Here is a 23,392-nt window from a genome sequence, read left to right as displayed (position 1 = left end):
CTATGCTTGTGGCTGCTCCGAAGGGCCCGTACGGACCGGCCGGAGGTTCCGTCACCGTACGCCGGTTCCCTCGGCGTACGTCCGTTTTCGAGGGTGAGGAGGGTGGAGCCATGCACTGCCCCTTCTGCAGGCACCCGGACAGCCGGGTCGTCGACAGCCGCACCACGGACGACGGGACGGCGATCCGCCGGCGCCGCCAGTGCCCCGACTGCTCCCGCCGTTTCACCACCGTCGAAACGGCGTCGCTCATGGTGATCAAGCGGAGCGGGGTCACCGAGCCCTTCAGCCGCACCAAGGTCATCGCGGGGGTGCGCAAGGCGTGCCAGGGGCGCCCGGTCACCGAGGATGCCCTCGCCAAGCTCGGCCAGCGGGTCGAGGAGGCGGTGCGCGCCACCGGCAGCGCGGAGCTGACCACCCATGACGTCGGGCTCGCCATACTGGGCCCGCTGCAGGAACTCGACCTCGTCGCGTACCTGCGCTTCGCGTCCGTCTACCGGGCGTTCGACTCACTTGAGGACTTCGAGGCGGCCATCGCCGAGCTGCGGGAGCAGCGCGATGGGCCGCCCGTGCACGGCGGGAGCCGCGAGAAGGCCGGCGAGCCGGCCGTTCCCGTGCCCGTCACCGCCGCCGACTGAGCTCGGCGCGCAATCCAGGCCAGGGCCGGGGCGAGAGCAGGGCGTCCCGGTCTCGGAAAGACATACACCGTGCCACGGAATTTGTGGGCACATATGGGCGTTTGCCCGTATACAGGGAGGCGGAATGACAGAGACGACGAGCGGCCCGGCACGAGGCTCCCGCGCCAAGGGAAGCAAGGCGGCCAAGGGTCTGCGTATCGAGCGCATCCACACCACCCCCGGCGTGCACCCGTACGACGAGGTCGAGTGGGCGCGCCGTGACGTCGTCATGACCAACTGGCGCGACGGCTCGGTCAACTTCGAGCAGCGTGGCGTCGAGTTCCCCGACTTCTGGTCGGTGAACGCGGTCAACATCGTCACGAGCAAGTACTTCCGCGGCGCGGTGGGCTCCCCGGCCCGCGAGTCGAGCCTCCGGCAGCTCATCGACCGCGTGGTCAAGACGTACCGCAAGAGCGGCGAGGAGAACGGTTACTTCGCCTCCCCGGCCGACGCCGAGATCTTCGAGCACGAGCTGGCCTACGCGCTGCTCCACCAGGTCTTCAGCTTCAACTCCCCGGTGTGGTTCAACGTCGGCACCCAGCAGCCGCAGCAGGTCAGCGCCTGCTTCATCCTCTCCGTGGACGACTCCATGGAGTCGATCCTGGACTGGTACAAGGAAGAGGGGATGATCTTCAAGGGCGGCTCCGGCGCCGGCCTGAACCTCTCCCGTATCCGCTCCTCCAAGGAGCTGCTCTCCTCCGGTGGCAACGCCTCCGGCCCGGTCTCCTTCATGCGCGGCGCCGACGCCTCCGCCGGCACCATCAAGTCGGGCGGCGCCACCCGCCGCGCGGCCAAGATGGTCGTCCTGGACGTCGACCACCCCGACGTCGAGGCGTTCATCGACACCAAGGTCAAGGAAGAGGAGAAGATCCGCGCGCTGCGCGACGCGGGCTTCGACATGGACCTGGGCGGCGACGACATCACGTCCGTCCAGTACCAGAACGCCAACAACTCCGTCCGCGTGAACGACGAGTTCATGAAGGCCGTCGAGTCCGGCTCGAAGTTCGGCCTGCGCGGCCGGCTGACCGGTGAGGTCATCGAGGAGGTTGACGCCAAGGGCCTGTTCCGCAAGATGGCCGAGGCCGCCTGGGCCTGCGCCGACCCCGGCATCCAGTACGACGACACCATCAACCACTGGCACACCTCGCCGGAGTCCGGCCGCATCACCGCGTCCAACCCGTGCAGCGAGTACATGCACCTGGACAACTCCTCGTGCAACCTCGCCTCGCTCAACCTCCTGAAGTTCCTCCGCGACGACGACCAGGGCAACCAGTCCTTCGACGCCGCGCGGTTCGCCAAGGTCGTCGAGCTGGTCATCACGGCGATGGACATCTCCATCTGCTTCGCGGACTTCCCGACCCAGAAGATCGGCGAGACCACCCGCGCCTTCCGCCAGCTGGGCATCGGCTACGCCAACCTCGGCGCGCTGCTGATGGCCACCGGCCACGCCTACGACTCCGACGGCGGCCGCGCGCTGGCCGGTGCCATCACCTCGCTGATGACCGGCACCTCCTACAAGCGCTCCGCCGAGCTGGCCGCGATCGTCGGCCCGTACGACGGCTACGCCCGCAACGCTGACGCCCACAAGCGCGTCATGAAGCAGCACGCCGACGCCAACGGCACGGCCAAGCGGATGGACGACCTGGACACCCCGGTCTGGGCCGCGGCCACCGAGGCGTGGCAGGACGTGCTCCACCTCGGCGAGAAGAACGGCTTCCGCAACGCCCAGGCGTCCGTGCTGGCCCCGACCGGCACCATCGGCCTGATGATGGACTGCGACACCACCGGCGTCGAGCCGGACCTGGCGCTGGTCAAGTTCAAGAAGCTGGTCGGCGGCGGCTCCATGCAGATCGTGAACAACACGGTCCCCAAGGCGCTCAAGCGGCTCGGCTACCAGCCCGAGCAGGTCGAGGCGATCGTCGCCCACATCGCCGACCACGGCAACGTGATCGACGCCCCCGGCCTCAAGCCCGAGCACTACGAGGTCTTCGACTGCGCCATGGGCGAGCGCTCCATCTCCCCGATGGGCCACGTCCGGATGATGGCGGCCGCCCAGCCGTTCCTCTCCGGCGCCATCTCCAAGACGGTCAACGTCCCGGAGTCGGCCACCGTCGAGGACATCGAGGACGTCTACTTCCAGGGCTGGAAGCTCGGCCTGAAGGCGCTCGCGATCTACCGCGACAACTGCAAGGTCGGCCAGCCCCTCTCCGCCAAGAAGAAGGAAGAGGAGAAGAAGGCCGAGGCCGAGCCGGCCGCGGAGAAGAAGGTGGTCGAGTACCGCCCGGTCCGCAAGCGCCTGCCCAAGGGCCGCCCGGGGATCACCACCTCCTTCACCGTCGGCGGCGCCGAGGGCTACATGACCGCCAACTCCTACCCGGACGACGGTCTCGGCGAGGTCTTCCTGAAGATGTCCAAGCAGGGCTCGACCCTCGCGGGCATGATGGACGCCTTCTCCATCGCGGTGTCGGTCGGCCTCCAATACGGCGTGCCGCTGGAGACCTACGTCTCGAAGTTCGTCAACATGCGCTTCGAGCCGGCGGGTATGACCGACGACCCGGACGTGCGGATGGCGCAGTCGATCGTCGACTACATCTTCCGCCGCCTGGCGCTGGACTTCCTGCCGTTCGAGACCCGCTCGGCACTGGGCATCCACTCCGTCGAGGAGCGCCAGCGCCACCTGGAGACCGGCTCGTACGAGCTGCCCGACGACGAGGTCGACGTGGAGGGCCTGGCCCAGTCCGCGCCGCGGCAGTCGGACACGGTCAAGGACCCGGCCCCGGCGGTCAAGGTCATCGAGGAGACCGCCGCTCCGGCCCCCAAGCAGGCGCACACCAACGCCGAGCTGGTCGAGATGCAGCTGGGCATCAACGCCGACGCGCCGCTCTGCTTCTCCTGCGGCACCAAGATGCAGCGGGCCGGCAGCTGCTACCTCTGCGAGGGCTGCGGCTCGACCAGCGGGTGCAGCTGAGCCTGTTGCCCCTGGGGGCGCGTCGGCCGGTGATCGGCCGGCGGGCGTGAGCTGACCGAGTTGGCCTGGTCGGCCGAGTTGGCTGAGTCGGCCGACCAGGACGGACATGGCCATCAGAGCGGTGGAGACGGGGGGACCCGGCTCCACCGCTCTGGTGTGTGTGCGGGTGTGCGTGGTCCGTCCGGTCCGGTCCGTCCAGTCCATCCGGTTCATCCGGTCCGTTCGGTGTGTCTGGGGGCGGTGTTTCCCGCTGTTCAGCCGGGCTGCGGGAGGAAGTCCATGACGGTCCGGGTGAAGCGCTCCGGGTCGTCGAGCCAGGGGTAGTGGCCGGCGCCCGGCTGGACGGTCAGCGTGGCGCCGGGCAGCAGTGCGGCGATCTCCGCGGCCACCCGGGGCAGCGGCCCGCTGTCCCACCCGCCCGTGAGGAGCAGTACCGGCGCGTCCAGCGAGGCCAGCGCGGCCCGCGCCGCCGCCGGGTCGAAGGCGTCGGCGGACGCGTACCGCTCCGCGGCTTCCTCGTTGGTCTGGGGAACCTCGGACGCGGCGTGCTCCTGGGCTGCCGCGTCCCAACGGCCGTAGAAAAACGGGGCGATGGCGTCCCAGTCGGCATCGGTGGCGGTGCCGGCCCACACCGCCTCGTAGGAGCGGTACGCGTCCGGGAACCATGGTTCGGCGGACCGCAGCGCCGCCGCTTCCCGGCGATGCGCTTCGGTGAAATCGATGCCCAGGGCCCGGGCCCGGGCGGTGACCAGGGTGAGACTGCGGATCCGCCCCGGAAAACGGGCCGCGTAGAGCAGGGCGAGATCGCCGGCGGCGGAGTGCGCGAGAAGATCGACGCGTTCGAGCCCGAGGTGCGCGCGCAGCGCCTCGACGTCGTCCACTTGACGGTCACAGCGGTAGCTCGCCGGGTCGGCGGGAATGCCGGATTCACCGGTGCCGCGCAGATCGAGCCGGATCAATTGACGGTGGTCCGCCATTCCGCCGAGATCGCCGAGGTAGGCGGAGGCGCGCATGGGGCCGCCGGGCAGGCAGAGCAGTGGCGCGCCTTTTCCGGCGAGGTGATAGGCGAGCACGGTCCCGTCGGACGCGGTGAGAACAGGCATGGGCGTAATCCTTGGCGCGGGCGAACCGCGGAGCAAGTGGTTAGTGGTTATGCCGGAGGCATACCGGAGGCGTAGGGGAAGCCGGGGAAATAGCGAATCTTGGTGTGGGGGTGGGGAGTTGGGGGCGTTGGGAGAAAAATGGGGTCGGTGGTGATCGGTGGGTCGGGGGATTGTGGTGAGGGGCTGCTGCTGTTGTCATCGTCCTGCCTGTCTCCTTCTCTCCTTTCCGTCGTTCTTCGGTCTCTCCTAGCGCGGCGTCCTCGGGCGTTGAGTCGAGGTTGCGGCCCCAGTGATGGTGGGGGCGGTCGGGGTGGGCCGTCTGCCCGGAGTCAGTAGCAGGGCGTGGAGCAGCGCGGCGGTGAGCTGGAGGGTGGCGATCCCCAGCAGCAGCGCGGAGGGCGGGAGTGTCGCGGCGAGTCCGGCGAGCCCGGCTCCGCAAGCCGCTGCCGTGATCTTCAACCCGGCGCCCAGGGTGAAGACCTGAGCCCGAACGTCCGTCGGAGCGTGGTCGGCCCGGATCCGTAGCGTCGCGGTCAGCAGCGGGCCGTCGCAGAGTCCGGCGAGGACGAACAGCGCCATGACGGCCGCCGGCCAGGGGACCAGCGCGGCGCCGGCGAGGGCCACCCCGGTGCCCAACAGGGCAGTGGTGGCCATCAGTTGCGTCGACAAACCGGGCTTCCAACGGGCCACGGCCAGCGACCCGGCGAGTGCCCCGGCGGCGAACGCGGTCATCAGGACGCCGCCGCTGCCCGGGTGTCCCCGGTGGGCGGCGAGCAGCACCGTGGTGGTGGTCAGCCCGCCGATCCCGACGAACGCCAGACAGGTGGCCGCAGTGATCGCTCGTAGTTCCCGGACGCGGAGTACGGCGGTCAGTCCCGCTGCCGGATCCGACAGTCCCGCTGCTGGACCCGAGCGCGACGCGTCCGGGGCGGGCCCGCGGCGGGGTGGACGGGCGTCGGATCGCCGGTGTCCGGGGAACAGCCCCGGGGCCAGTCCGGCGGCGACCATCGCCACGCTGGCGAGCAGGGCCATCGCCGGCCCTGGCCCCCACAGTCCGGCGACCACGCTGACGACGGCCGGCCCGGTCACGGATGCGGCGTTGTAGACCGCGGCGTCCAGCGCGTAGGCGCGGTCGCGGGGCGGCCCCGCGGGGATCAGGGCGACTATCAGCCCCGACAGTCCTCCGGAGACCACCGGTCCACAGCTGCCGCCGATGACGGCCACGGTCAGCGTCACCGGGGCAGGGGCCCGTCCGGTGAGCAGTGCCAGCGCCGCGATGGCCGCGGCGAAGCCGCCCAGTGCCGCCATGTGGAAGAGCCGGGGGCGCCGTGTCCGCCCGGCGAGGGTGCCCACCAGGGGAGCGGCGAGGACATGCGGCGCCATCCATGCGGTGAGGACGAACGCCCCCTGGGCGGCGCCGCCCGTACGGTCGAGCGCCAGCAGCACCACCGCTACGGCCATACCCTCCTCGGCCAACCGGGCAAGCAGGGCGACGGCCAGATAGCGCAGTAATCCGGCGCGATGGTGATCGGGGTGCACGACCGGTCCCTTCCCGTCCCACGTCTTCTACAGTAACGGCTCATTGCAGTAAGCCGTTACTGTAGACGGAAGCGGGCCCGGGCTGCAGTGGAGCGAACTTGGCTGGGAACGGGTACCAGGAGCGAGAAGGCGGATGGGAATGGGAATCGGGACGGGCGGGGGAAGCGGCCATGCGGACAGCGAGGGCCCCGCGGCCCACGGGTTTCGGCCCGCGGAGCGGATGATCGATCTCGCCAATGCCGTCCGGGCGGCCCCCGAGCTGCCGCGCGAGGCTCTCGTGGCGCTTCTCGTCCGGCACGGGGAGAGTGCCGACGACCTGACCGAGGGGGCGTTCTCGGAGCGCGACGCCGACGAACTGCGTGGTGCCGCGGCCCGGATCGCCGGTCTGCTCGCCGAAACCGACACCGATCGGGCCGCCCATGCGCTCAATGAGGTGATGGCCGCCTGCGGGGCCCGGCCGCGGCTGTCCCGGCACGGTGGTCACCCCTGGCATCTGCACGTCGACCGTGGTGACGACGCGGGCTGGGGCGACTGGTTCCTGGCCTCCAGCGCCGTGGCACTGGCCCAGATCCTGACCGAGTACGGTCGCGTTCCCTGGGGCGAGTGCGCGGCCTCCGGCTGCACCACGCTCTATCTGGGCACCGGTCCGGGGAGTGCCCGTCGCTACTGTTCGACGGCCTGTGCCACCCGGGAGCGGGTCGCGGCCCACCGGCGTCGTAAGAAAGCGGGCGGGTGACGGTGCGACGGGCCGGGCGAACGCCGAAGGGGAGGCGGTTCGTTGCCGCCTCCCCTCCTCATGTGCCGTGGGCTGCATGTGCCGTCGGCTGCCTCGGGTGTCAGGCGCCCATCAGCCTGGCGAATCCTTCCGGGTCGGTGTCGAAGCCGCGCAGTACGGGCTGGAACCGCCATTCGCCCGACGCGTCGCGCGTGAACTCGGCGACCGCCGCCGCCGTCGCGTCCGGCACCCCGGCGAAGTCGTTCCGCGCCAGCTTGGTGTAACCCTCGCGCACCTCGATGAGGGTGTTCGCCACCTCGCCGAAGACCTTGCGGCCGTGTGCCTGCTGGATCACCACACCCACCACGACGCGGGAGTAGTGCTCCGACAGGCGCTCCAGCTCCAGCGTCATGACCTCGTCGTCACCGAATCCCTGGCCGGTGCGGCTGTCGCGGTTGAGGGTGATGGTCCCGTCCGGCGATCGGCTGTCGAAGTGCACCAGATAGGCCGGCTCACCGTGCGGCGCGTCCGCCGGGTATGTCGCCGCGATGAGGTCCAGGTCGATGTCCGGCTCACCGATGGGGCTGGGGTCCCATCCGAGCGCCACCACGACCTTCTCGATCCCCTTGTTGAACGTGTTCACCGGGTCCCCTTCCGTCAGCTCCCGTGGCCCAGCCCGTCCGCGTCTCCGCAGGCAACTCCCCGGGATTTCCCCGTGTTCGACCATCGTGCCACGTGGCCGTGGGCGTCGACCCGGTAAGTCCGCGGCGCTCCACGCGCGTTGACGCGCTCGCTGCAAAGCCGTCATTGCCATCGGCGCAATGTGTTTTACCGTCTCGGTGCAATGAGGTGCATTGCATCGGCCGGGCGTGATGCGGTCGATGTGCTTCCGGTCCCGGGGGCTTCACGTTGTGGATTCGCCCCACAGGTGCGTGAGGTGGTCGTCGAGGACGTCCAGTGCCTCGGTGGGGGAGAGGTGTCCGATCAGGACGTGGGTGGTCAGGCCATCGGTGAGGGCGAGAAGGGCGCGGGCGGCGCGTTGCGGGGTGGCGGTCTCGGTGGCCTCGGCGATCAACCGGGCGAAGAGGTCCTGGAGTTCGGTGTAACTGGCGCGCAGGATGGCGGCCAGGCGCGGGGTGACCGCGGCCTGGGCGGCGAAGGCCAGCCAGACGCGCGCCTCGGCTCGCCGCTGTTCCTGGAGAAGCGCGACCTCGGTCGCCGCATGCCCGAGCGTCGTGCGGGCCGACTGGGCGGGGGAGGAGGCCAGCCGGGTCGTCACACGGGCGGTGATCTGCTCACCGATGTGCGTGAGCGCGAAGACCAGCATCTCCTCCTTGGTGCGGAAGCAGCGCTGAACGGCTCCCATGGACACCTCCGCGCGTGCTGCGACGTCCCTGAGGGTCACTCCTTCCAGGCCGCTCTCGTCGGCGAGTCGGCATACGGCGTCGGCGATCCGCCGCCGCCGGCTCTCGTGGTCGACCTGTCTGGGCATCCGGGCTCCCCACTTTATCCGATGCGTTCGTATCGGTTGCAAGGTTACGATGAGGGCGTAGCGATGCGGATGCATCGGAACGTCGGGGTCGGCGGTGGGCTGTTCGCGGGCGCTCGACGACGGTGCGGCGACGATGCGACGAAATGTGACGACGACGGAACGGTGAGGTCTGACGGAGATGCGTGATGCGCTGTGGAAGATGCCGGCCCGCGCCCAGGCGGCGGCGGTGCGCACCGGGGAGGTGACCGCGGCGGAGCTGGTGGAGGCTCATCTGGCGCGGATCGACGAGGTCAATCCGACGGTCAATGCCGTCACCCAGCTGCTCGCAGACCGGGCGCAGGCCGCTGCCGCGGAGACCGACCGCAGGCGTGCCGCGGGCGTTGCGCTGGGCCCGCTGGCGGGTGTGCCGTTCACGGTCAAGGAGACCACCGCCATCGAGGGTGTGCCGACGACCTTCGGTGTCGAGCGGTTCCGCGACCTCGTGGCCCGGGCCGACGCGCCCCCGGTGGCCCGGTTGCGCGCCGCCGGTGCCATCCCCATCGGGCACAGCAACATGCCGACGATGATCCTTGCCGGAGTGCACACCCGCAGCGCGCTGTACGGGGACACCGTCAACCCCTGGAACCGCGAAGTCACCCCGGGCGGCAGCAGTGGCGGTGACGGCGCGGCGGTGGCCACCGGGATGGCGCCGTTGGGCCTGGGCAACGACTCCGGGGGATCGGTGCGCATCCCGGCGTCCTTCTGTGGTGTCGCGGGGTTGAAGCCGACCTACGGGAGGTTCGCCGCCGATCACCGCATCGGGCCGGACGATCCGTCCTTCGCCGCCCAGGTCCTCGTCACCGACGGACCGCTGGCCCGTACGGTCGGCGATCTGCGACTGGCCTACGAGGTGCTCGCCGGGGCCGACCCGCGCGACCCGAGGGCGGTGCCGGTGCCCCTGTACGGCGAGCCGTTGCCGCGTCCCCTCAAGGTGGCGGTGGTGGCCGACCCGGGCGGGCACGGCGTCCACCCGGTCGTCCGCGCGGCGGTCGAGAGCGCTGCGGGCGCCCTCCGGGACGCCGGCTACGAGGTGTGCGAGGGGATGGACGTCCCGCGGCTGGACGATGCGGTGGAGGTGTACGGGCGGCTCACCCGGAGCGAGTTCGCCACCACCTGGCCGAGGGTCAAGCCGCTGCTCGGCGAGGGCGGGCACCGCTACATCGAGCTGGGGATGGGCGACGAAGGCCCCGCGGAGCTGCCGGAGTACCTGCGGCTGACCGGCGCGCGGCTCGGTGTCCAGCGGGACTGGGCGGCGTTCCTGGACGCCTGGCCGCTGGTGCTGGCGCCGGTGTTCACCGAGCCGCCGTTCCCGCCGGGGGAGGAGTCGCGGGACGCGGAGAGCCACCGGCGGGTGCAGAACGCCATGCGGCTGTGCACCGCGACCAGCTTCGTGGGGGTGCCCGCGGTGGCGGTGCCGACGGGGGTGGTGAACGGGCTCCCCCACGGCGTGCAGTTGATCGGCCGCGCCTACCGGGAGGACCTGTGTCTGGCGGCCGCCGAGGAGGTGGAGCGCCGCCTGGGCGTACCGACGCCCATCGATCCGCTCCCGTAAGGGAGTTCGGGGCGTCGGGAAGCCGGCGCCCAGCGGTACCCGTGGCCACCGGGCCTTACCATGGCGCGGTGCTGGTCAAGTGGATTCGCCTTACCGTCGTGGACCGCCGAGGGTTCGAACGGGGGCAGCGCAAATGGGCCGGGCTCCTGGGGGAGCCCGGTTTCCGGGGACAGGCCGGGGGCTGGAGCCGGTCCCGGCCCGGCGTGGCGCACTTGATCGGCTTCTGGGAGAGCCGGGCCTTCTACGACTCCTTCATGGCGCGCTCGCACGACCGGCTGGCGGCCGCCCAGACCGGCACCTACAAGGACCCGCAAGTCCGGCTGTTCGAGCACGAATTCGACGTGAAGGTCGGCTTCCGGCCGGCCTTCGGGGACGCGGACGTGCTGCGGCTGGCGCACTGCCGGGTGCGCCCGGACCGGGTGGAGCACTTCGTGCTCATGCAGGAGAAGGTCTGGAATCCGGCGATGGCCGGTTCGCCCGGGATGCTGCGGGGGATGGTGGGCCGGGCGCCGGGCGAGGAGTTCCTCGTCCTGTCGATGTGGCAGTCGGCGGCCGAGCGCGGCAAGTACCGCCCGGAGCGGGTGGAGCGGCTGGCGCTGCGGGCCCAGATAGCCGCAGACGTCCAGGCCATCGCGGGCGACGTGGTGCAGCTCGAACCCTCCTGGACGGTGTGACGGTGTGAGCGCCGGGCTCAGTCCGCCTGCTCCGGGCGGCCCGCCGCGGTGCCGGCCGGCCGGCCGCGGGTGAAGACGCCCGCGCGGGCCGCGGCCAGCGCCGCCGCCGCGGCCTGGTCGGCGACCGCGTCGTCGATCGGCTCGCGGGTGACGAAGAGCCGGCAGAGCAGCGGGGCGGGCACGGCCCGGACCAGCGCCCCGGCATCGATGCCGGCGTCCCGGCCGGCCGCCAGTTCGCCGCGCCGCACGGCGCGTTCGACGATGGCCTCGCAGCGCGCGAACCGCTCGGTGTAGTAGGCGCGCAGCGCCGCGGCCGCCCGCTCCGACCGGAAGCCGGCCGCGATCATCGCGGAGACGGAGGCGGCCGCCGCGGTTCCCGTGAACGAGCTGACGACCTCCCGGGCGAGGGCGCGCAGATCGCCCTCCAGCGACCCGGTGTCGGGCGGCAGCCAGCTGTCCTCGCCCGCCAGGTCCAGGGCGTCGGCCACCAGTCCCTCCACGTCCCCCCAGCGGCGGTAGAGCGTCGTCTTGTGCACCCTGGAGCGCTCGGCGACGTACTCGACGGTCAGCCCGGGGTAGCCGAGTTCGGTGAGGCCGGTCAGCACGGCGTCGCGGACGGCGGCCCGGGTGCGGGCCGTGCGTCCACCGGGGCGCCGGGTGCCGGGTGTGGGAGGCGACGCGGGGGCGTCGCTCCCGGCCGGCTGCTTCTTCTCGGCCTCGCCAGTCAATTGCTGCTCCGGCTGCGTCGGGGGAGGGTGCGGCAGATTCATTGTAATGCGACTAGAGTTGCGTTTGGTTGTCCGTAGTTGCGTTTGATGGTCCGTGGTGCTGCTCCTCGATGGGGCGCCCGGCCCGCCTCGCCTGGACAAGCGGCGGTTCGGCCCTCCCGTCCACCCAGCGCTCCCGCCGTGCACGGCATGTACAGGGCAGGCGTTTTACGCTGGCCGCATGGCGCGGCCCCGACGCATCGTCCTGCTCCGCCACGGCGAGTCCGTGGGGAACGTCGACGACACCGTCTACGAGCGCGAGCCGGACCACGCGCTCGCCCTGACGCGGACCGGGCAGCGCCAGGCCGAGGAGGCCGGGCGCGCGCTGCGCGAGATGTTCGGCCACGAACGGATCTCCGCCTATGTCTCGCCGTACCGCCGCACCCACCAGACCTTCCGGAGCCTCGGCCTGGACGCGGGCCGGGTCCGGGTCCGCGAGGAGCCCCGGCTGCGCGAGCAGGACTGGGGGAACTGGCAGGACCGCGACGACGTACGGCGCCAGAAGGCGTACCGCGACGCCTACGGCCACTTCTTCTACCGCTTCGCGCAGGGCGAGTCCGGTGCCGACGTCTACGACCGGGTGGGGGCCTTCCTGGAGAGCCTCTGGCGCAGCTTCGAGGACCCCCGCCACCCGCCCAACGTCCTGATCGTGACGCACGGGCTCACCATGCGGCTGTTCTGCATGCGGTGGTTCCACTGGACGGTCGCCGACTTCGAGTCGCTGTCCAATCCGGGCAACGCCGAGTGGCGCAGCCTGCTCCTCGGCCCGGACGGCCGCTACACCCTCGACCGGCCTTTCGACCGCTGGTGTGAACCCCGGTCTTACGGCGTCACCGGTTAAAGTGCACAGCGATGACGACCCCTGACCCCCGTGACGCGGACCGCCGTACGCGGGCTCTGGCGAGCCTGCGCGGCCTCTCCGTGGGTGACGCCCTCGGATCGCAGTTCTTCGTCCCCGCCCACCACCCCCACCTCAGGCGGCGCGAGCTGCCGCCCGGGCCCTGGCGCTGGACCGACGACACCGAGATGGCCTGCTCCGTCCTCGCCGTCCTCAGTACCCACCACCGCGTCGACCAGGACGCCCTGGCCCGCTCCTTCGCCGACCGCCACGACGACGCCCGCGACTACGGCCCGGCCGTCGACCGCCTCCTGCGGCAGATCCGCGCCGGCGGCGACTGGCGCGAGCTGTCCGCCGCGCTCTTCAACGGCCATGGCTCCTGGGGCAACGGCGCCGCCATGCGCATCGCCCCCCTCGGCGCTTGGTATGCCGACGACCCCGAGCAGGCCACCCATCAGGCGGAGATCTCCGCCTACCCCACCCACCAGCACCGTGAGGCCGTCGTCGGCGCCATGGCCGTGGCCGCCGCGGCCGCCCTGGCCGCCGACCCGGCCCGCACCCCCGGCCCCCAGGAGCTGATCGACGGCGTGCTGGCCCTGATCCCGCGCAGCGCCGTACAGGCCGGCCTGCGCCGGGCCCGCGACATGCTCGACTACGCCGACCCCGGCACCGTCGCCGCCGTCCTCGGCTGCGGCCGCCGCACCACTGCCCACGACACCGTGCCGTTCACCCTCTGGGCGGCGGCCCGCAACCTCGGCGACTTCGAGGGGGCGTTCTGGACCACCGTCCGGGCCGGCGGCGACGTCGACACCACCTGCGGCATCGTCGGCGGCATCGTCGCCGCGGCCCCCGGCGGCACCCCGCCCCGCGAATGGCTCGCCCGCACCGAGCCGCTCCCCGACTGGGCGCCCACCCGCTGACCGGCCACCCCGGGATCGCCCCTCCGCGCACCGCCCGCGCCACCGCCTGCGATCACAACGGGCCGTGTCTGTCTGCCACTTCGCGTCCCGGCGGCGCTCTCCCCGGGCCCGTCCGCACCCCTCCGGCCGGCCTTCGGCGGCCGCCGCGGACCGCCGTGTCCGGCCCTCCGTCGGTGCCCGCGCACACAAGATCCGGATCCGGTGGGGACGCCGGCGCCGAATAGGCGTAATCTGGCTGGCGCCATGCCGTACGAGCCTCCCACCCATACCGTCGAGCGATCACTGCGCGCCACCACGGGCGCCCGGATCGTCGCAGGGATCGACGAGGTCGGGCGCGGAGCCTGGGCCGGCCCCGTCAGCGTCTGCGCCGCCATCACCGGTCTGCGCCGACCGCCGGACGGACTCACCGATTCCAAGCTGCTGACCCCCAAGCGCCGCGCCGAACTCTGCGAGGCGCTGTCCACCTGGGTCACCTCGTACGCCCTGGGGCACTCCTCCCCGGAGGAGATCGACACCCTGGGCATGACCGCGGCACTGCGGCTCGCCGCCGTACGCGCCCTGGAGGCGCTGCCGGTCCGGCCGGACGCGGTCATCCTCGACGGCAAGCACGACTACCTGGGCGCGCCATGGCGGGTCCGTACGGTCATCAAGGGCGACCAGTCCTGTGTCGCGGTCGCCGCGGCGTCCGTGATCGCCAAGGTGCAACGGGACGCCATGATGGCCGAACTCGGCCTGGAGTACGCCGACTTCGACTTCGCGACCAACGCCGGCTACCCCTCGCCGACCCACCGCACCGCCCTGGAGGAGCACGGTCCCACGCCGTACCACCGGGTGTCGTGGTCCTACATGGACGCCCTGCCCCGGTGGCGGCACCTCAAGAAGGTGCGCGTCACCCCTGAAGCAGCCGCTCTGGAGGCCGGTGGCCAACTCGGCTTCGACTTCTGAGCGGAGCGGGCAGGAATTCGGTACCCACTGACACGTCCCGCACCTACGTTTGATAGACATCCTTTTATGCCTCTCATCCCCGAGGAGCCTCAGATTCACGAGAGTGTCCCGGGTCCCCGCGCAACTCCGGCCGCCGGCCGCACCGCGTCGACCCCCCGTCCCGTCCCTGGTCCCGGTCCCCGCCCCGCGCCGCCGCGAGGTGCCCCCGCGTCCAGTGCCCGTCCGGGCAAGCCCGGACCCGCCGCTCCGTCGCGAGGTCAGGTCCCCGCCCCGCCGGCGCAGCGCACCGGCTCCCCGCAGCCTCCGGTCGCCCCGACCGGTGGTGCCGCGGGCGCCCAGCTCCAGCTGATCCCGGCACCCGCTGACGGAGCCATCGACGCCGCCGACGAGGCCGTCGACCTGCTCCTGGACACCGGCCGCGCGCCGGGCGAGATCCTGGTGCTGACCACCGGCGAGAACCACCCGTGGGCGGCCCACGAACTGTCCTTCGGCGAGGCGTCCTACTGGGCGCAGCACGACGCCGGCGACGATGTGTTCTACGCCGACGCCGGCGCCGAACGCCTCGGCGGACGGCCCGTCGTGGTCGTCGCCATGAACGGCGGCGACGACGAGGTCACCACTCGGGCGCTGCCCGCGGCCATGGCCCGTGCCGGGGCGCTGCTGATCGTCTGCGGCGACCCCCAGCGGATCAACGCCCTGCTCGGCGCGAACGCCTGACCGACGCCGGTCCGGCGCGGCCCGCCGGCCGTCATGGCCGAGCGGGCTCGTTCGCGCGCCCGCGTATGGCGCGATGGCCCGGGCCCGGGCCCGGCACGGTCGGCGTGCCGCCCGGTGGCGCCGCGCCTTGACCTGGCGACCGGTCCGGACGGTCCGGCGTGAGGTCGTCGGGGGCGGGCATTCCGCCTGCGGTGTCCGTGACTTGGGCCCTCGCGGGCCCGGTGGGGCCGGCGGTGCCGCCTGTCCCGGTGGCGCCGGTGGTACCGCCCGTCCCGGTGGTGCCGGTGGTCTTCGCGGGCGTGTCATGGCGGGGGCCCGGTCGCGCCGCGTCCGGCCCGCGCTCCGGCCGTCCGGGCGGGGCCGCCGTGGGGCGCCGTCCGCCCCGTCCTTCGCCCAGTACCTGCCAGCGGTCCCGGGTCAGCGCGATGAACGCGCCGCACCGGAGGCCGTGCAGCGTGCAGGCGTCACGCAGCCCCCACATCCACGCCCCGTCCGCCTCCGTCCAACGGGGGTCGCCCTCCCGGCAGTGCAACAGGACCGCCGTCCGGACCGGGACGCGCAGCCGCAGATCGTGCGGGATGATCCGGCGCAGCTGCGTCAGCAGCGCATTGCGGTACTCCCAGCCGTCGGGAGCCGCCGCCGGAGCGGTGAACGACGCGCTGGCGACGATCCGCTCCCGAGGGTCCAGCACTGCCACGACCACCGCGGACGGCCCCGGAAGATGACGGTCGTACAGATCGGCGACGACCACACGGGGATCGCGCAGCAGCGGGATTCCGGCCGACGCCCACTCCGCGAGCTCCAGTAACCGCCCCGGACGGGCCGCGGAGCCGTCCGCATCGGGGGGCGCGTCCTGCGGGGGCCGGGCGAATCCGAAGGTCATCGTCCTCCCTTCGTCTGCGCGTCCGTGCCGCGGGCCACGGCCGGGCGCGCCGGCGCACCACGGCATGACCCCGCCGGGCCGCGAACGGCCGGATACCGGGAAGCACTTGCCATTCTCGCGGGTCGTACAGGCATGCGGCAACGAGCGATTCCCGCCCGCGGCCGGAAACGCCTGGTGCCCTGCCGTTATCTCTGCCCGCCGCGACCGCCTCCGATACCCGGGTGCGCCCCCTCCCTCGCTCGCTCCCGTTCCCGCCGTCGGCGACGGGTCGCCCCCCGGGGCGGAGACCGGCAGGGGCATTCCGTGGGCGGCCCAATGCCCGTCCAGTGCCCGCCCGGTGGCCGCCGGTCCGGCCGGCGAGCGATCCGCGAACCGTTCGCGAGCGCGGGGTCACGCTGAGTGAGTTGGCTGATTGTCAGTGGCATCCGGTTGCATGGAGGCATGGACGAACGGGAGCTGCGCGCCGAAGCCGATGCCATCCTCGCCGAGCTGGTCGGTGACCCGGGGGGCTCGGCGCGGTTGCGGGAGGACCAGTGGCAGGCGGTGTCGGCCCTGGTGAAGGAGGGCCGGCGCGCTCTGGTGGTGCAGCGCACCGGCTGGGGCAAGTCGGCGGTGTACTTCGTCGCCACCGCGCTGCTGCGCCGCCGCGGCGCCGGCCCCACGGTGATCGTCTCGCCACTGCTGGCCCTGATGCGCAACCAGGTCGAGGCGGCCGAGCGGGCAGGTATCCGGGCGCGCACCATCAACTCCGCCAACCCCGAGGAGTGGGCCGCCATCCACGAGGAGGTCGAGCGCGGCGGGACCGACGTCCTCCTCGTCAGCCCGGAGCGCCTCAATTCCGTGGACTTCCGCGATCAGCTGCTGCCCCGGCTCGCGGCGACCACCGGCCTGCTCGTGGTCGACGAGGCACACTGCATCTCCGACTGGGGCCATGACTTCCGCCCGGACTACCGCCGGCTGCGGGCCATGCTCGCCGACCTCCGGCCCGGCGTGCCGGTGCTGGCCACCACCGCGACCGCCAACGCACGGGTCACCGCGGACGTCGCCGAGCAGCTCGGCACCGGCGCCGGCGAGGCCCTGGTGCTGCGCGGACCGCTGGAGCGGGAGAGTCTGCGGCTGGGTGTGGTCCGGCTGCCGGACGCCGCGCACCGCCTGGCCTGGCTCGCCGAGCACCTGGACGAGCTGCCCGGCTCCGGGATCATCTACGCCCTCACCGTGTCCGCGGCCGAGGAGGCCACCGCCTATCTGCGGCAGCGCGGCTTCCCGGTGGCCTCGTACACCGGGCGCACGGAGAACGCCGACCGGCTGCAGGCCGAGGAGGACCTGCTGGCCAACCGCGTCAAGGCACTGGTGGCGACGTCCGCGCTGGGCATGGGGTTCGACAAGCCGGACCTGGGCTTCGTGCTGCATCTCGGCGCGCCGTCCTCGCCGATCGCCTATTACCAGCAGGTCGGCCGGGCGGGCCGCGGGGTGGCCCACGCCGAGGTGCTGCTGCTGCCGGGCGCGGAAGACGAGGCCATCTGGCGCTATTTCGCCGACACCGCCTTCCCGCCCGAGGCGCAGGTCCGGCAGACCCTCGCCGCCCTCGCCGACGCGGGCCGCCCGCTGTCCGTGCCGGCTCTGGAGGCGGTGGTGGACCTCCGGCGCAGCCGCCTGGAGACGATGCTCAAGGTGCTCGACGTCGACGGCGCGGTCCAGCGCGTGAAGGGCGGCTGGACGGCCACCGGCGCCGAGTGGGTCTACGACGCCGAACGCTACGCGTGGGTGGCCCGGCAGCGCGCGGCCGAGCAGCAGGCCATGCGCGACTATGTGGGCACGTCCCGGTGCCGGATGGAGTTCCTGCGCCGGCAGCTGGACGACGAGGGGGCCGAGCCGTGCGGCCGCTGCGACAACTGCGCGGGCCCGTGGGCCGATTCCGCGGTCTCGGCGGAGACGCTGACGGCGGCGGAGAAGGAGCTGGACCGGCCCGGGACGGAGATCGAACCGCGCCGGATGTGGCCGACGGGAATGCCGGCACTGGGCATCGAGCTCAAGGGCCGCATCCCGGCCGACGAGCAGTGCGCCACCGGCCGTGCCCTGGGCCGGCTCTCGGACATCGGCTGGGGCAACCGGCTGCGCCCGCTGCTGGCGGAGAGCGCCCCCGACGCCCCCGTCCCCGACGACGTCCTGCGGGCCGCCGTCGCCGTCCTCGCCGACTGGGCACGCTCCCCGGGAGGCTGGGCGCCGAACGTCCCGGACGCCACCGCCCGCCCGGCCGGAGTCGTCGCCGTACCGTCGCTGGCCCGCCCGCAACTGGTCGGCTCGCTCGCCCAGGGCATCGCCACCGTCGGCCGCCTCCCGTTCCTCGGCACCCTGACGTACAGCGGGCCGGGCGGCGCGCACGCGGCACGCCGCAGCAACTCCGCCCAGCGGCTCCGGGCGCTCTCCGGCGCCTTCACCGTCTCCGAGGAGCTCGCGGACGCCCTGCAGCGCACTCCGGGCCCCGTACTCCTCGTGGACGACTACACCGACTCCGGCTGGACCCTCGCCGTCGCCGCCCGCCTGCTCCGCCGGGCCGGCAGCGAGCGGGTCCTCCCCCTCGTCCTCGCCGCGGCGGGCTGACGGTGCTCCCGGTCACCCGTCGTCGCCTGCCGGAGCCGCCGCGCGGGTCTGCCGGGCCAGCTCGCTGACCCTGGCCAGGGTCGGTTCCCGGACGATCCGGCCCAGGCCGGACATGAAGTCGTCCTCCGCCGCGCTGCCGACCACCTCGCGGGAGACCGCGGCCAGCATGGCCAGCAACAGCACCGAGTTGCCGCCCAGTTGGTAGAAGTCGGCGGTGTCGTCGATCTCGTCCGGCGGCACGCCCAGGGTTTCCGACCAGATGCCGGCTATCGCGGCGGCGTAGGCGTCCCTGGCGGAGCCGGTGACGGTCCGCCGGTCCCGCCGGAACGGGTCCGGCAGCGCGCGCACGTCCACCTTGCCGTTGAGGGTGTACGGGAGGCTCGCCACCACCTCCGTCGCGGCGGGCACCATGTAGGGCGGCAGCAACCGCGCCACATGGGCGTTCAGGTCCGCGACGGACACCCCGGCGGCGCTGATCACATACGCGCAGAGGGCTTTGTGCGCGGCGTCGCCGGGCTGCGCACGAGGCACCACCACGGCGGCGTCCACCGCCGGATGGGACTCCAGGGCCTGGGCGATCTCGGCCGGCTCGACCCGATGGCCGAGCACCTTGACCTGGTCGTCGCTGCGCCCGATGAACTCCAGTTCACCGGTGGGCAGGACCCGGGCGATGTCACCGGTGCGGTAGACGCGGGTGCCGTCGGCCAGCCGCACGAACCGCTCCCGGTTGAGGTCGGCACGGCCGTGGTACCCGCGCGCCAGCTGCACCCCGCCCAGATACATCTCGCCCGGCTCGCCCACCGGCACGAAACGCTGCTGTGCGTCGAGCAGGAACACCGTGCTGTTGTCCGTCGGCGCCCCTATGGGCACGGCGGGGCCGGTGTCGGCCTCGGGGGAGTAGACGTGCCGGGTCAGCACGATGGTGGCCTCGGTCGGGCCGTAGCTGTTGATGATCCGGCACTCCGGGCCGAAGACCTCCTGCGCGCGCTCGGCCACCGAACGGCGCAGCTGCTCGCCGATGACCACCACCGAACGGAACCCCTCCACCGTCAGGTCGAGCCGGCTGATCAGCTCCAGGTGCGACGGCGTCAGGAAGAGCGCGTCGGCCCGGCACCGGACGAGCAGTTCGCGCAGCAGGGTGTGGCTGACCGCGCCCGGACGCAGCACGGCCGTGCCGCCGAACACCAGCGGCAGCAGCACGGTGTTGCCGGACACGTCGAAGGAGAGCGACGACAGCAGCGGCACCCGGCTCTCCGCGCCGATGCCGAACTCCCGGGCCGCCCAGTGCACATAGTTGGTCAGGCCGCGGTGCTCTATCTGCACGCCCTTGGGACGGCCGGTCGAGCCGGAGGTGTAGATCACGTACGCCAGGTCCTCCGGGTGGATGTCGGCCTCCAGGGCCGGCGGTTCGGCGGCGTGGTCCAGCGCCTCGATCACCAGGGGGGCGCACTCCTCCGGCAGGCACTCCCGCGTCTCCTGCGTGCGCTCCATCAGACACACCGGAGCGTCGACGTCGGTGAGCACCTCGCGGATCCGGGCATCCGGGAGGTCGAGGTCCAGCGGCAGATAGGCCGCCCCCGCGCGCAGGACGCCCCAGATCGCGACCAGCGCGGAGACCGAGCGGTCGGCGAGCACCCCGACCACCGACTCCCGGCCGGCACCGAGGGCCCGCAGCTCCGCCGCCACCACCGCGGTCCGCCGGGCGAACTCCTCGTACGTGACCTCGCCTTCAGGGCCGTCCAGTGCGACCCGGCCGGGTGTGGCGGCAGCCTGGCGGAGGAACATCGCCACGATGTCGTCCTCGGACGGCAGCGGACGTGCGGTGCTGTTGCCGGGCCAGTTCCGGTGCGCGGACGGTGAGAGCTCCTCCGCGAGCCGGTCCAGCAGTGCCGCCGTCTGCCCGCCGGTTTCCGGGGCGTCCCACCAGGACAGCGTGATCTCGGTACGGCCGTTCACCTCCAGCACGGCCACGTCGGGCGCGCCGGCGGGGACCGGCCGGGACACGGAGTAGGCGGTGTGCGCGGTGAACTCCGGTGTGTGCAGGTCGGCGAGGGAGACCCGGCCCACATGGGACAGCACGGCGTTGGTCGGGAAGGCGTTCTCGCGGCAGATCTTGTCGTCCAGCGCCGTGATGGCCTCGTTGAGCTCGGCCACGGTGCGGGTGAGCAGGTCGGCGGGGGGTGCCTTGCGCGTGGCCTCCCCTTCGGAGAGCGCGCGCAGCAGCCGTTCGTGCACCGCTTCCCAGCTCTCGCCGGCCTTCACGTCCAGGTGCACGCCGTGCGACATGTTCCCGGTGGTGCGCGCCTCCGGCCGGTGGTGGCGCAGATCGACCGGGACGAAGAACCGGGCGTCGGCCAGTCCGGCAGCCGCCACCAGGGCCGTCGCCAGCTTGGCGACCATGCCCGGGTGGTTGCCCTGGACGCTGCGCCGTCCGGACACCGAGCGCGAGCGGTCGGCCGCGCCGCGCGGCCCCAGGACCGGGGGCCGGTCGTAGGCGGGCAGGGACAGCTCCTCGACGTCGGCCACTTCGGCCAGGACGTCGACGGCGTTGATCGGATCCGGTGCGCCGACGGGCGCTTCGCCACGCAGCGCACGGAACACGTCGAGGGCCCAGAGCAGCAGGCCGTTGGCGTCCATCACCGCATGGTCGGCCCGGAAGGCGAGCGTGGTGACCGGGCCGTGGACCAGCACCACTTCACAGGTCGGGGTGTCCGGGCCGGCGAGCGGGGCCTGGAGTTCGGGCAGCCGCAGCACATCCCCGGCGTCCGCACCGCTCCCGTCCACGACGTGCACGGCCGGAGCCAGGCCGGAGTCCACCCAGGTCAGCCCCTCGCGCACCAGCCGTGCGCCCGGGCAGGCCGCGGAGGCGGTCTCCACCGCCCGGGCCAGCTGCCGCGGTTCGAGACGGCCCACGCCCTCGACGAGGAACTGGATGGTGGCCGACTGGGAGTCCGGGTGGCCGACAAACCACCATTCGATCGGGGAAATCGGCCGGCGGTAGCCGCTCGGTTCGCTTCTCGACGCCGTGTGGTGCTGGGTGCCCTCCGGCATTGTTCTCCGCCTTTCCGGACGTGATGTGCGCAGTGGGGGGATACTCCTCACGGCGGTAGAACTCTGTCAACGCTCGCCAACGCCCGGACAATTCCCGGAAGTTGCCCGGCAGTTGAAAGAAATGCGTTTCCGTCTGTGCCACCGGCCGGGTGCGTGGGAGTGTCTGTGCGGACTGTGGCGGGCGCGGTCACCGGACCGCGCCACACAGCCGCCGTGCGAACTTCCGTTCCAAACTCATCATTCTTCGATGACAAATGTCATGGATGAAGTGATGGGCGATCTCACTGTTGCTCCGCCTACCGGCAAACCATCATGGTCGGCAGGTAAATGCCATCTCCCGACCGAGGCGCCGGAGGCTGGTTTGCTCAAGCTCAGCAGTGCGGTCCGCGCGGTCCGCCGACCGGAACGCGCGGGTTTCCTCAGGGGATATGGCCCCCCGACGGGATGTAGGTGCGCTCAGGTCAATCCCTGTGCGAATTCAAGCCACATTTCGGCGTACTCCTTCGCCAGGACGGCCACGGCTTCCGTACAGTGCGCCGGCACTGCGGCGGCGAGCTTCTGCATGCCCTGCTTGGCATCGGCGTTCCGCGAGAGCAGACGCAGGAGTTGCCGGCCGTCCTCTTTGAGCCGCAGGGACGGATCCCGCAGGAGTTTCTCCAGCGACGGACGCAGATCCGGACGATCCAGCCGGGTTTTTCGGCCATCCTGCGTCTCCGTATCCGGCACGGCGGCGGGGCTTTCCCGGCTCTTTTCCGCCTCCTGGGTGTCCGATTTCCGCTTGGGCACCGGCATTTCCCCCGAGGCCAGCCGCTTCCGTACGTCGCTCACCGTCGCGGCCGATATCCCCGCGAGCCGCGCCACCTCGCGCAGGGATGCCTGGGGATTCTCCAGGATCAGTGCGGCGGCCCGTTCCCGGCCCTCTACATTGCTGAGGGGGTGAACCTTTCCGTCCCTGCCGATGCGTGCCTTCGGCTGCGGTGCCGAGCCGGCCAGCCGCCGCCGGATGACCGCCACGGACTTCGCGTTCAGCCCGGAGGCATGGGCGATGGCCCGGTCGGACATCTGCGGATGGGACTTGATGATGCGCTCGACCGCGGCCCGGCGATCTGCCTGCGACAGGGGAAGGCCATGCTTCACATTGGCTTCGACGGAACGCAGAAACGCTTCCTCGGAGGTACCGTCGAAGAATTCGACATCGATCGCCTCCTGGCCTCTCAGCGAGGCGGCCATCAGGCGGTGCATACCGTCGATCACCCGCATGGTGCGCACATCGACGAGAAGGGGCGGCAGCGGCCCGTCGAATTCCGCGAGCCGCGCGACGTGCTCGGCGTCCTCACCGTTCAGACGAGGAGAATCGCCGGGCAGCAGCGACGTCAGCGGAACGGACATGATCTGTCTTTGCTGACTTCTGCCGGACGCGGCCCGTCTGGCGAAGCTGACGACCTCCCCCTCCCGTTCGGAATCGCCCAGGCGTGCGCTGTGCTGTAATGGCAAATTCATGACCGAAGTCAACTCCCCCGTCACTGGGTCATAAGGCGTGAATTTTTACGCAGACAGTCAGCAACCCTCTTGCGTGTGGGTTACAAGGATATTACCGGTGCGAAGATACTGTGGTTGATCTGGTCAGGATCGGGACGTCAGGGATTTCGCGGTCCTGGTATGCGTGGGCCCGGGCTCACGCCGTCATCACCATGGGACGTACGGCAGCAACCATGCGCGGTGGTCTGGTGTTACTCCGGGTTCGCCCCGGGGGTTTCCCGAGAGCCGTGTCGCCGGATTTGCGGGCCGCGGCCGACATCGATGTCGAGCCGGCGGCACGCGTCGTCGCCCTGGGTCTGCCCGCCGGTCCGGGGTAAGGTCCTCGCGTTCTGCGAAAGCCAGTCCGCTTGGTCACGCCGATCCCCCATTCATTCA

The 23,392-nt window shown here is 72.0% G+C and carries 17 protein-coding genes and 1 pseudogene; 10 read left to right on the top strand and 8 right to left on the bottom strand.

The genetic code is table 11. The features are described 5' to 3' along the window. Positions 1-110 precede the first annotated feature (110 nt). Together nrdR and ACRAS8_RS09535 are read left to right on the top strand one after the other, a co-directional pair. Entirely contained in the window at positions 111-635 is a 525-nt protein-coding gene (nrdR, locus tag ACRAS8_RS09540) for a transcriptional regulator NrdR (protein ID WP_438485510.1), read from the top strand. 124 nt (positions 636-759) lie between these two features. Continuing rightward, on the top strand, positions 760-3,642 hold the full coding sequence (locus ACRAS8_RS09535; RefSeq protein WP_438485509.1) for a vitamin B12-dependent ribonucleotide reductase: 2,883 nt from the start codon (positions 760-762) through the stop codon (positions 3,640-3,642). Between the two features lie 254 nt (positions 3,643-3,896). On the opposite strand, the gene ACRAS8_RS09530 is transcribed toward ACRAS8_RS09535, so the two are convergent. Together ACRAS8_RS09530 and ACRAS8_RS09525 are read right to left on the bottom strand one after the other, a co-directional pair. Then, positions 3,897-4,745 carry an alpha/beta fold hydrolase gene (locus ACRAS8_RS09530; RefSeq protein WP_438485508.1) on the bottom strand — a complete coding sequence of 283 codons (849 nt, stop codon included), beginning with the start codon at positions 4,743-4,745 and terminating at the stop codon, positions 3,897-3,899. A gap of 246 nt (positions 4,746-4,991) precedes the next feature. Further along, entirely contained in the window at positions 4,992-6,284 is a 1,293-nt protein-coding gene (locus ACRAS8_RS09525) for an MFS transporter (RefSeq protein WP_438485507.1), read from the bottom strand. A 220-nt stretch (positions 6,285-6,504) separates the two neighbouring features. On the opposite strand from ACRAS8_RS09525, the gene ACRAS8_RS09520 reads away from it, so the two are divergent. Further along, on the top strand, positions 6,505-7,020 hold the full coding sequence (locus ACRAS8_RS09520; protein ID WP_438490403.1) for a CGNR zinc finger domain-containing protein: 516 nt from the start codon (positions 6,505-6,507) through the stop codon (positions 7,018-7,020). A 100-nt stretch (positions 7,021-7,120) separates the two neighbouring features. Here ACRAS8_RS09520 and ACRAS8_RS09515 read toward each other — a convergent pair whose 3' ends face one another. Further along, positions 7,121-7,642: a TerD family protein gene (locus tag ACRAS8_RS09515; protein ID WP_438485506.1), complete on the bottom strand. Its 522-nt coding sequence runs from the start codon at positions 7,640-7,642 to the stop codon at positions 7,121-7,123. A gap of 261 nt (positions 7,643-7,903) precedes the next feature. Continuing rightward, complete coding sequence (locus tag ACRAS8_RS09510; protein WP_438485505.1) at positions 7,904-8,491, bottom strand: TetR/AcrR family transcriptional regulator; 588 nt, start codon at positions 8,489-8,491, stop codon at positions 7,904-7,906. A 178-nt stretch (positions 8,492-8,669) separates the two neighbouring features. On the opposite strand from ACRAS8_RS09510, the gene ACRAS8_RS09505 reads away from it, so the two are divergent. Both ACRAS8_RS09505 and ACRAS8_RS09500 read left to right on the top strand, forming a co-directional pair. After that, complete coding sequence (locus ACRAS8_RS09505) at positions 8,670-10,082, top strand: amidase (RefSeq protein WP_438485504.1); 1,413 nt, start codon at positions 8,670-8,672, stop codon at positions 10,080-10,082. A 68-nt stretch (positions 10,083-10,150) separates the two neighbouring features. Next, positions 10,151-10,756: a YdbC family protein gene (locus ACRAS8_RS09500; RefSeq protein ID WP_438485503.1), complete on the top strand. Its 606-nt coding sequence runs from the start codon at positions 10,151-10,153 to the stop codon at positions 10,754-10,756. 17 nt (positions 10,757-10,773) lie between these two features. Here the strand turns inward: ACRAS8_RS09500 and ACRAS8_RS09495 are convergent, their stop codons facing one another. Then, positions 10,774-11,484 carry a TetR-like C-terminal domain-containing protein gene (locus tag ACRAS8_RS09495; protein WP_438485502.1) on the bottom strand — a complete coding sequence of 237 codons (711 nt, stop codon included), beginning with the start codon at positions 11,482-11,484 and terminating at the stop codon, positions 10,774-10,776. Positions 11,485-11,704: 220 nt separating this feature from the next. On the opposite strand from ACRAS8_RS09495, the gene ACRAS8_RS09490 reads away from it, so the two are divergent. From ACRAS8_RS09490 to ACRAS8_RS09475, 4 genes are all read left to right on the top strand, one after another. Continuing rightward, entirely contained in the window at positions 11,705-12,364 is a 660-nt protein-coding gene (locus ACRAS8_RS09490) for a histidine phosphatase family protein (RefSeq protein WP_438485501.1), read from the top strand. Between the two features lie 11 nt (positions 12,365-12,375). Beyond that, positions 12,376-13,281: an ADP-ribosylglycohydrolase family protein gene (locus ACRAS8_RS09485; protein ID WP_438485500.1), complete on the top strand. Its 906-nt coding sequence runs from the start codon at positions 12,376-12,378 to the stop codon at positions 13,279-13,281. A 243-nt stretch (positions 13,282-13,524) separates the two neighbouring features. After that, positions 13,525-14,226: a ribonuclease HII gene (locus ACRAS8_RS09480; protein WP_438485499.1), complete on the top strand. Its 702-nt coding sequence runs from the start codon at positions 13,525-13,527 to the stop codon at positions 14,224-14,226. A gap of 66 nt (positions 14,227-14,292) precedes the next feature. Beyond that, entirely contained in the window at positions 14,293-14,943 is a 651-nt protein-coding gene (locus ACRAS8_RS09475; protein ID WP_438485498.1) for a hypothetical protein, read from the top strand. A gap of 307 nt (positions 14,944-15,250) precedes the next feature. Here the strand turns inward: ACRAS8_RS09475 and ACRAS8_RS09470 are convergent. Next, positions 15,251-15,826: pseudogene (locus tag ACRAS8_RS09470) on the bottom strand (hypothetical protein); the annotation flags it as partial. A 441-nt stretch (positions 15,827-16,267) separates the two neighbouring features. On the opposite strand from ACRAS8_RS09470, the gene ACRAS8_RS09465 reads away from it, so the two are divergent. Then, on the top strand, positions 16,268-18,427 hold the full coding sequence (locus tag ACRAS8_RS09465) for a RecQ family ATP-dependent DNA helicase (protein ID WP_438485497.1): 2,160 nt from the start codon (positions 16,268-16,270) through the stop codon (positions 18,425-18,427). A 12-nt stretch (positions 18,428-18,439) separates the two neighbouring features. Here ACRAS8_RS09465 and ACRAS8_RS09460 read toward each other — a convergent pair whose 3' ends face one another. Together ACRAS8_RS09460 and ACRAS8_RS09455 are read right to left on the bottom strand one after the other, a co-directional pair. Continuing rightward, positions 18,440-21,478 carry a non-ribosomal peptide synthetase gene (locus tag ACRAS8_RS09460; RefSeq protein WP_438485496.1) on the bottom strand — a complete coding sequence of 1,013 codons (3,039 nt, stop codon included), beginning with the start codon at positions 21,476-21,478 and terminating at the stop codon, positions 18,440-18,442. Between the two features lie 456 nt (positions 21,479-21,934). Next, positions 21,935-22,867, bottom strand: coding sequence for a transcriptional regulator (locus ACRAS8_RS09455; RefSeq protein ID WP_438485495.1), 933 nt, complete (start codon positions 22,865-22,867; stop codon positions 21,935-21,937). Positions 22,868-23,392: the final 525 nt, after the last annotated feature.

It is taken from the genome of Streptomyces sp. S186, from assembly GCF_051603415.1.
In the GTDB taxonomy this organism is placed as follows: Bacteria; Actinomycetota; Actinomycetes; order Streptomycetales; family Streptomycetaceae; genus Streptomyces.
The sequence above is the reverse complement of the archived record's forward strand: the minus strand, read 5'-3'. Positions and strand labels throughout refer to the sequence as shown.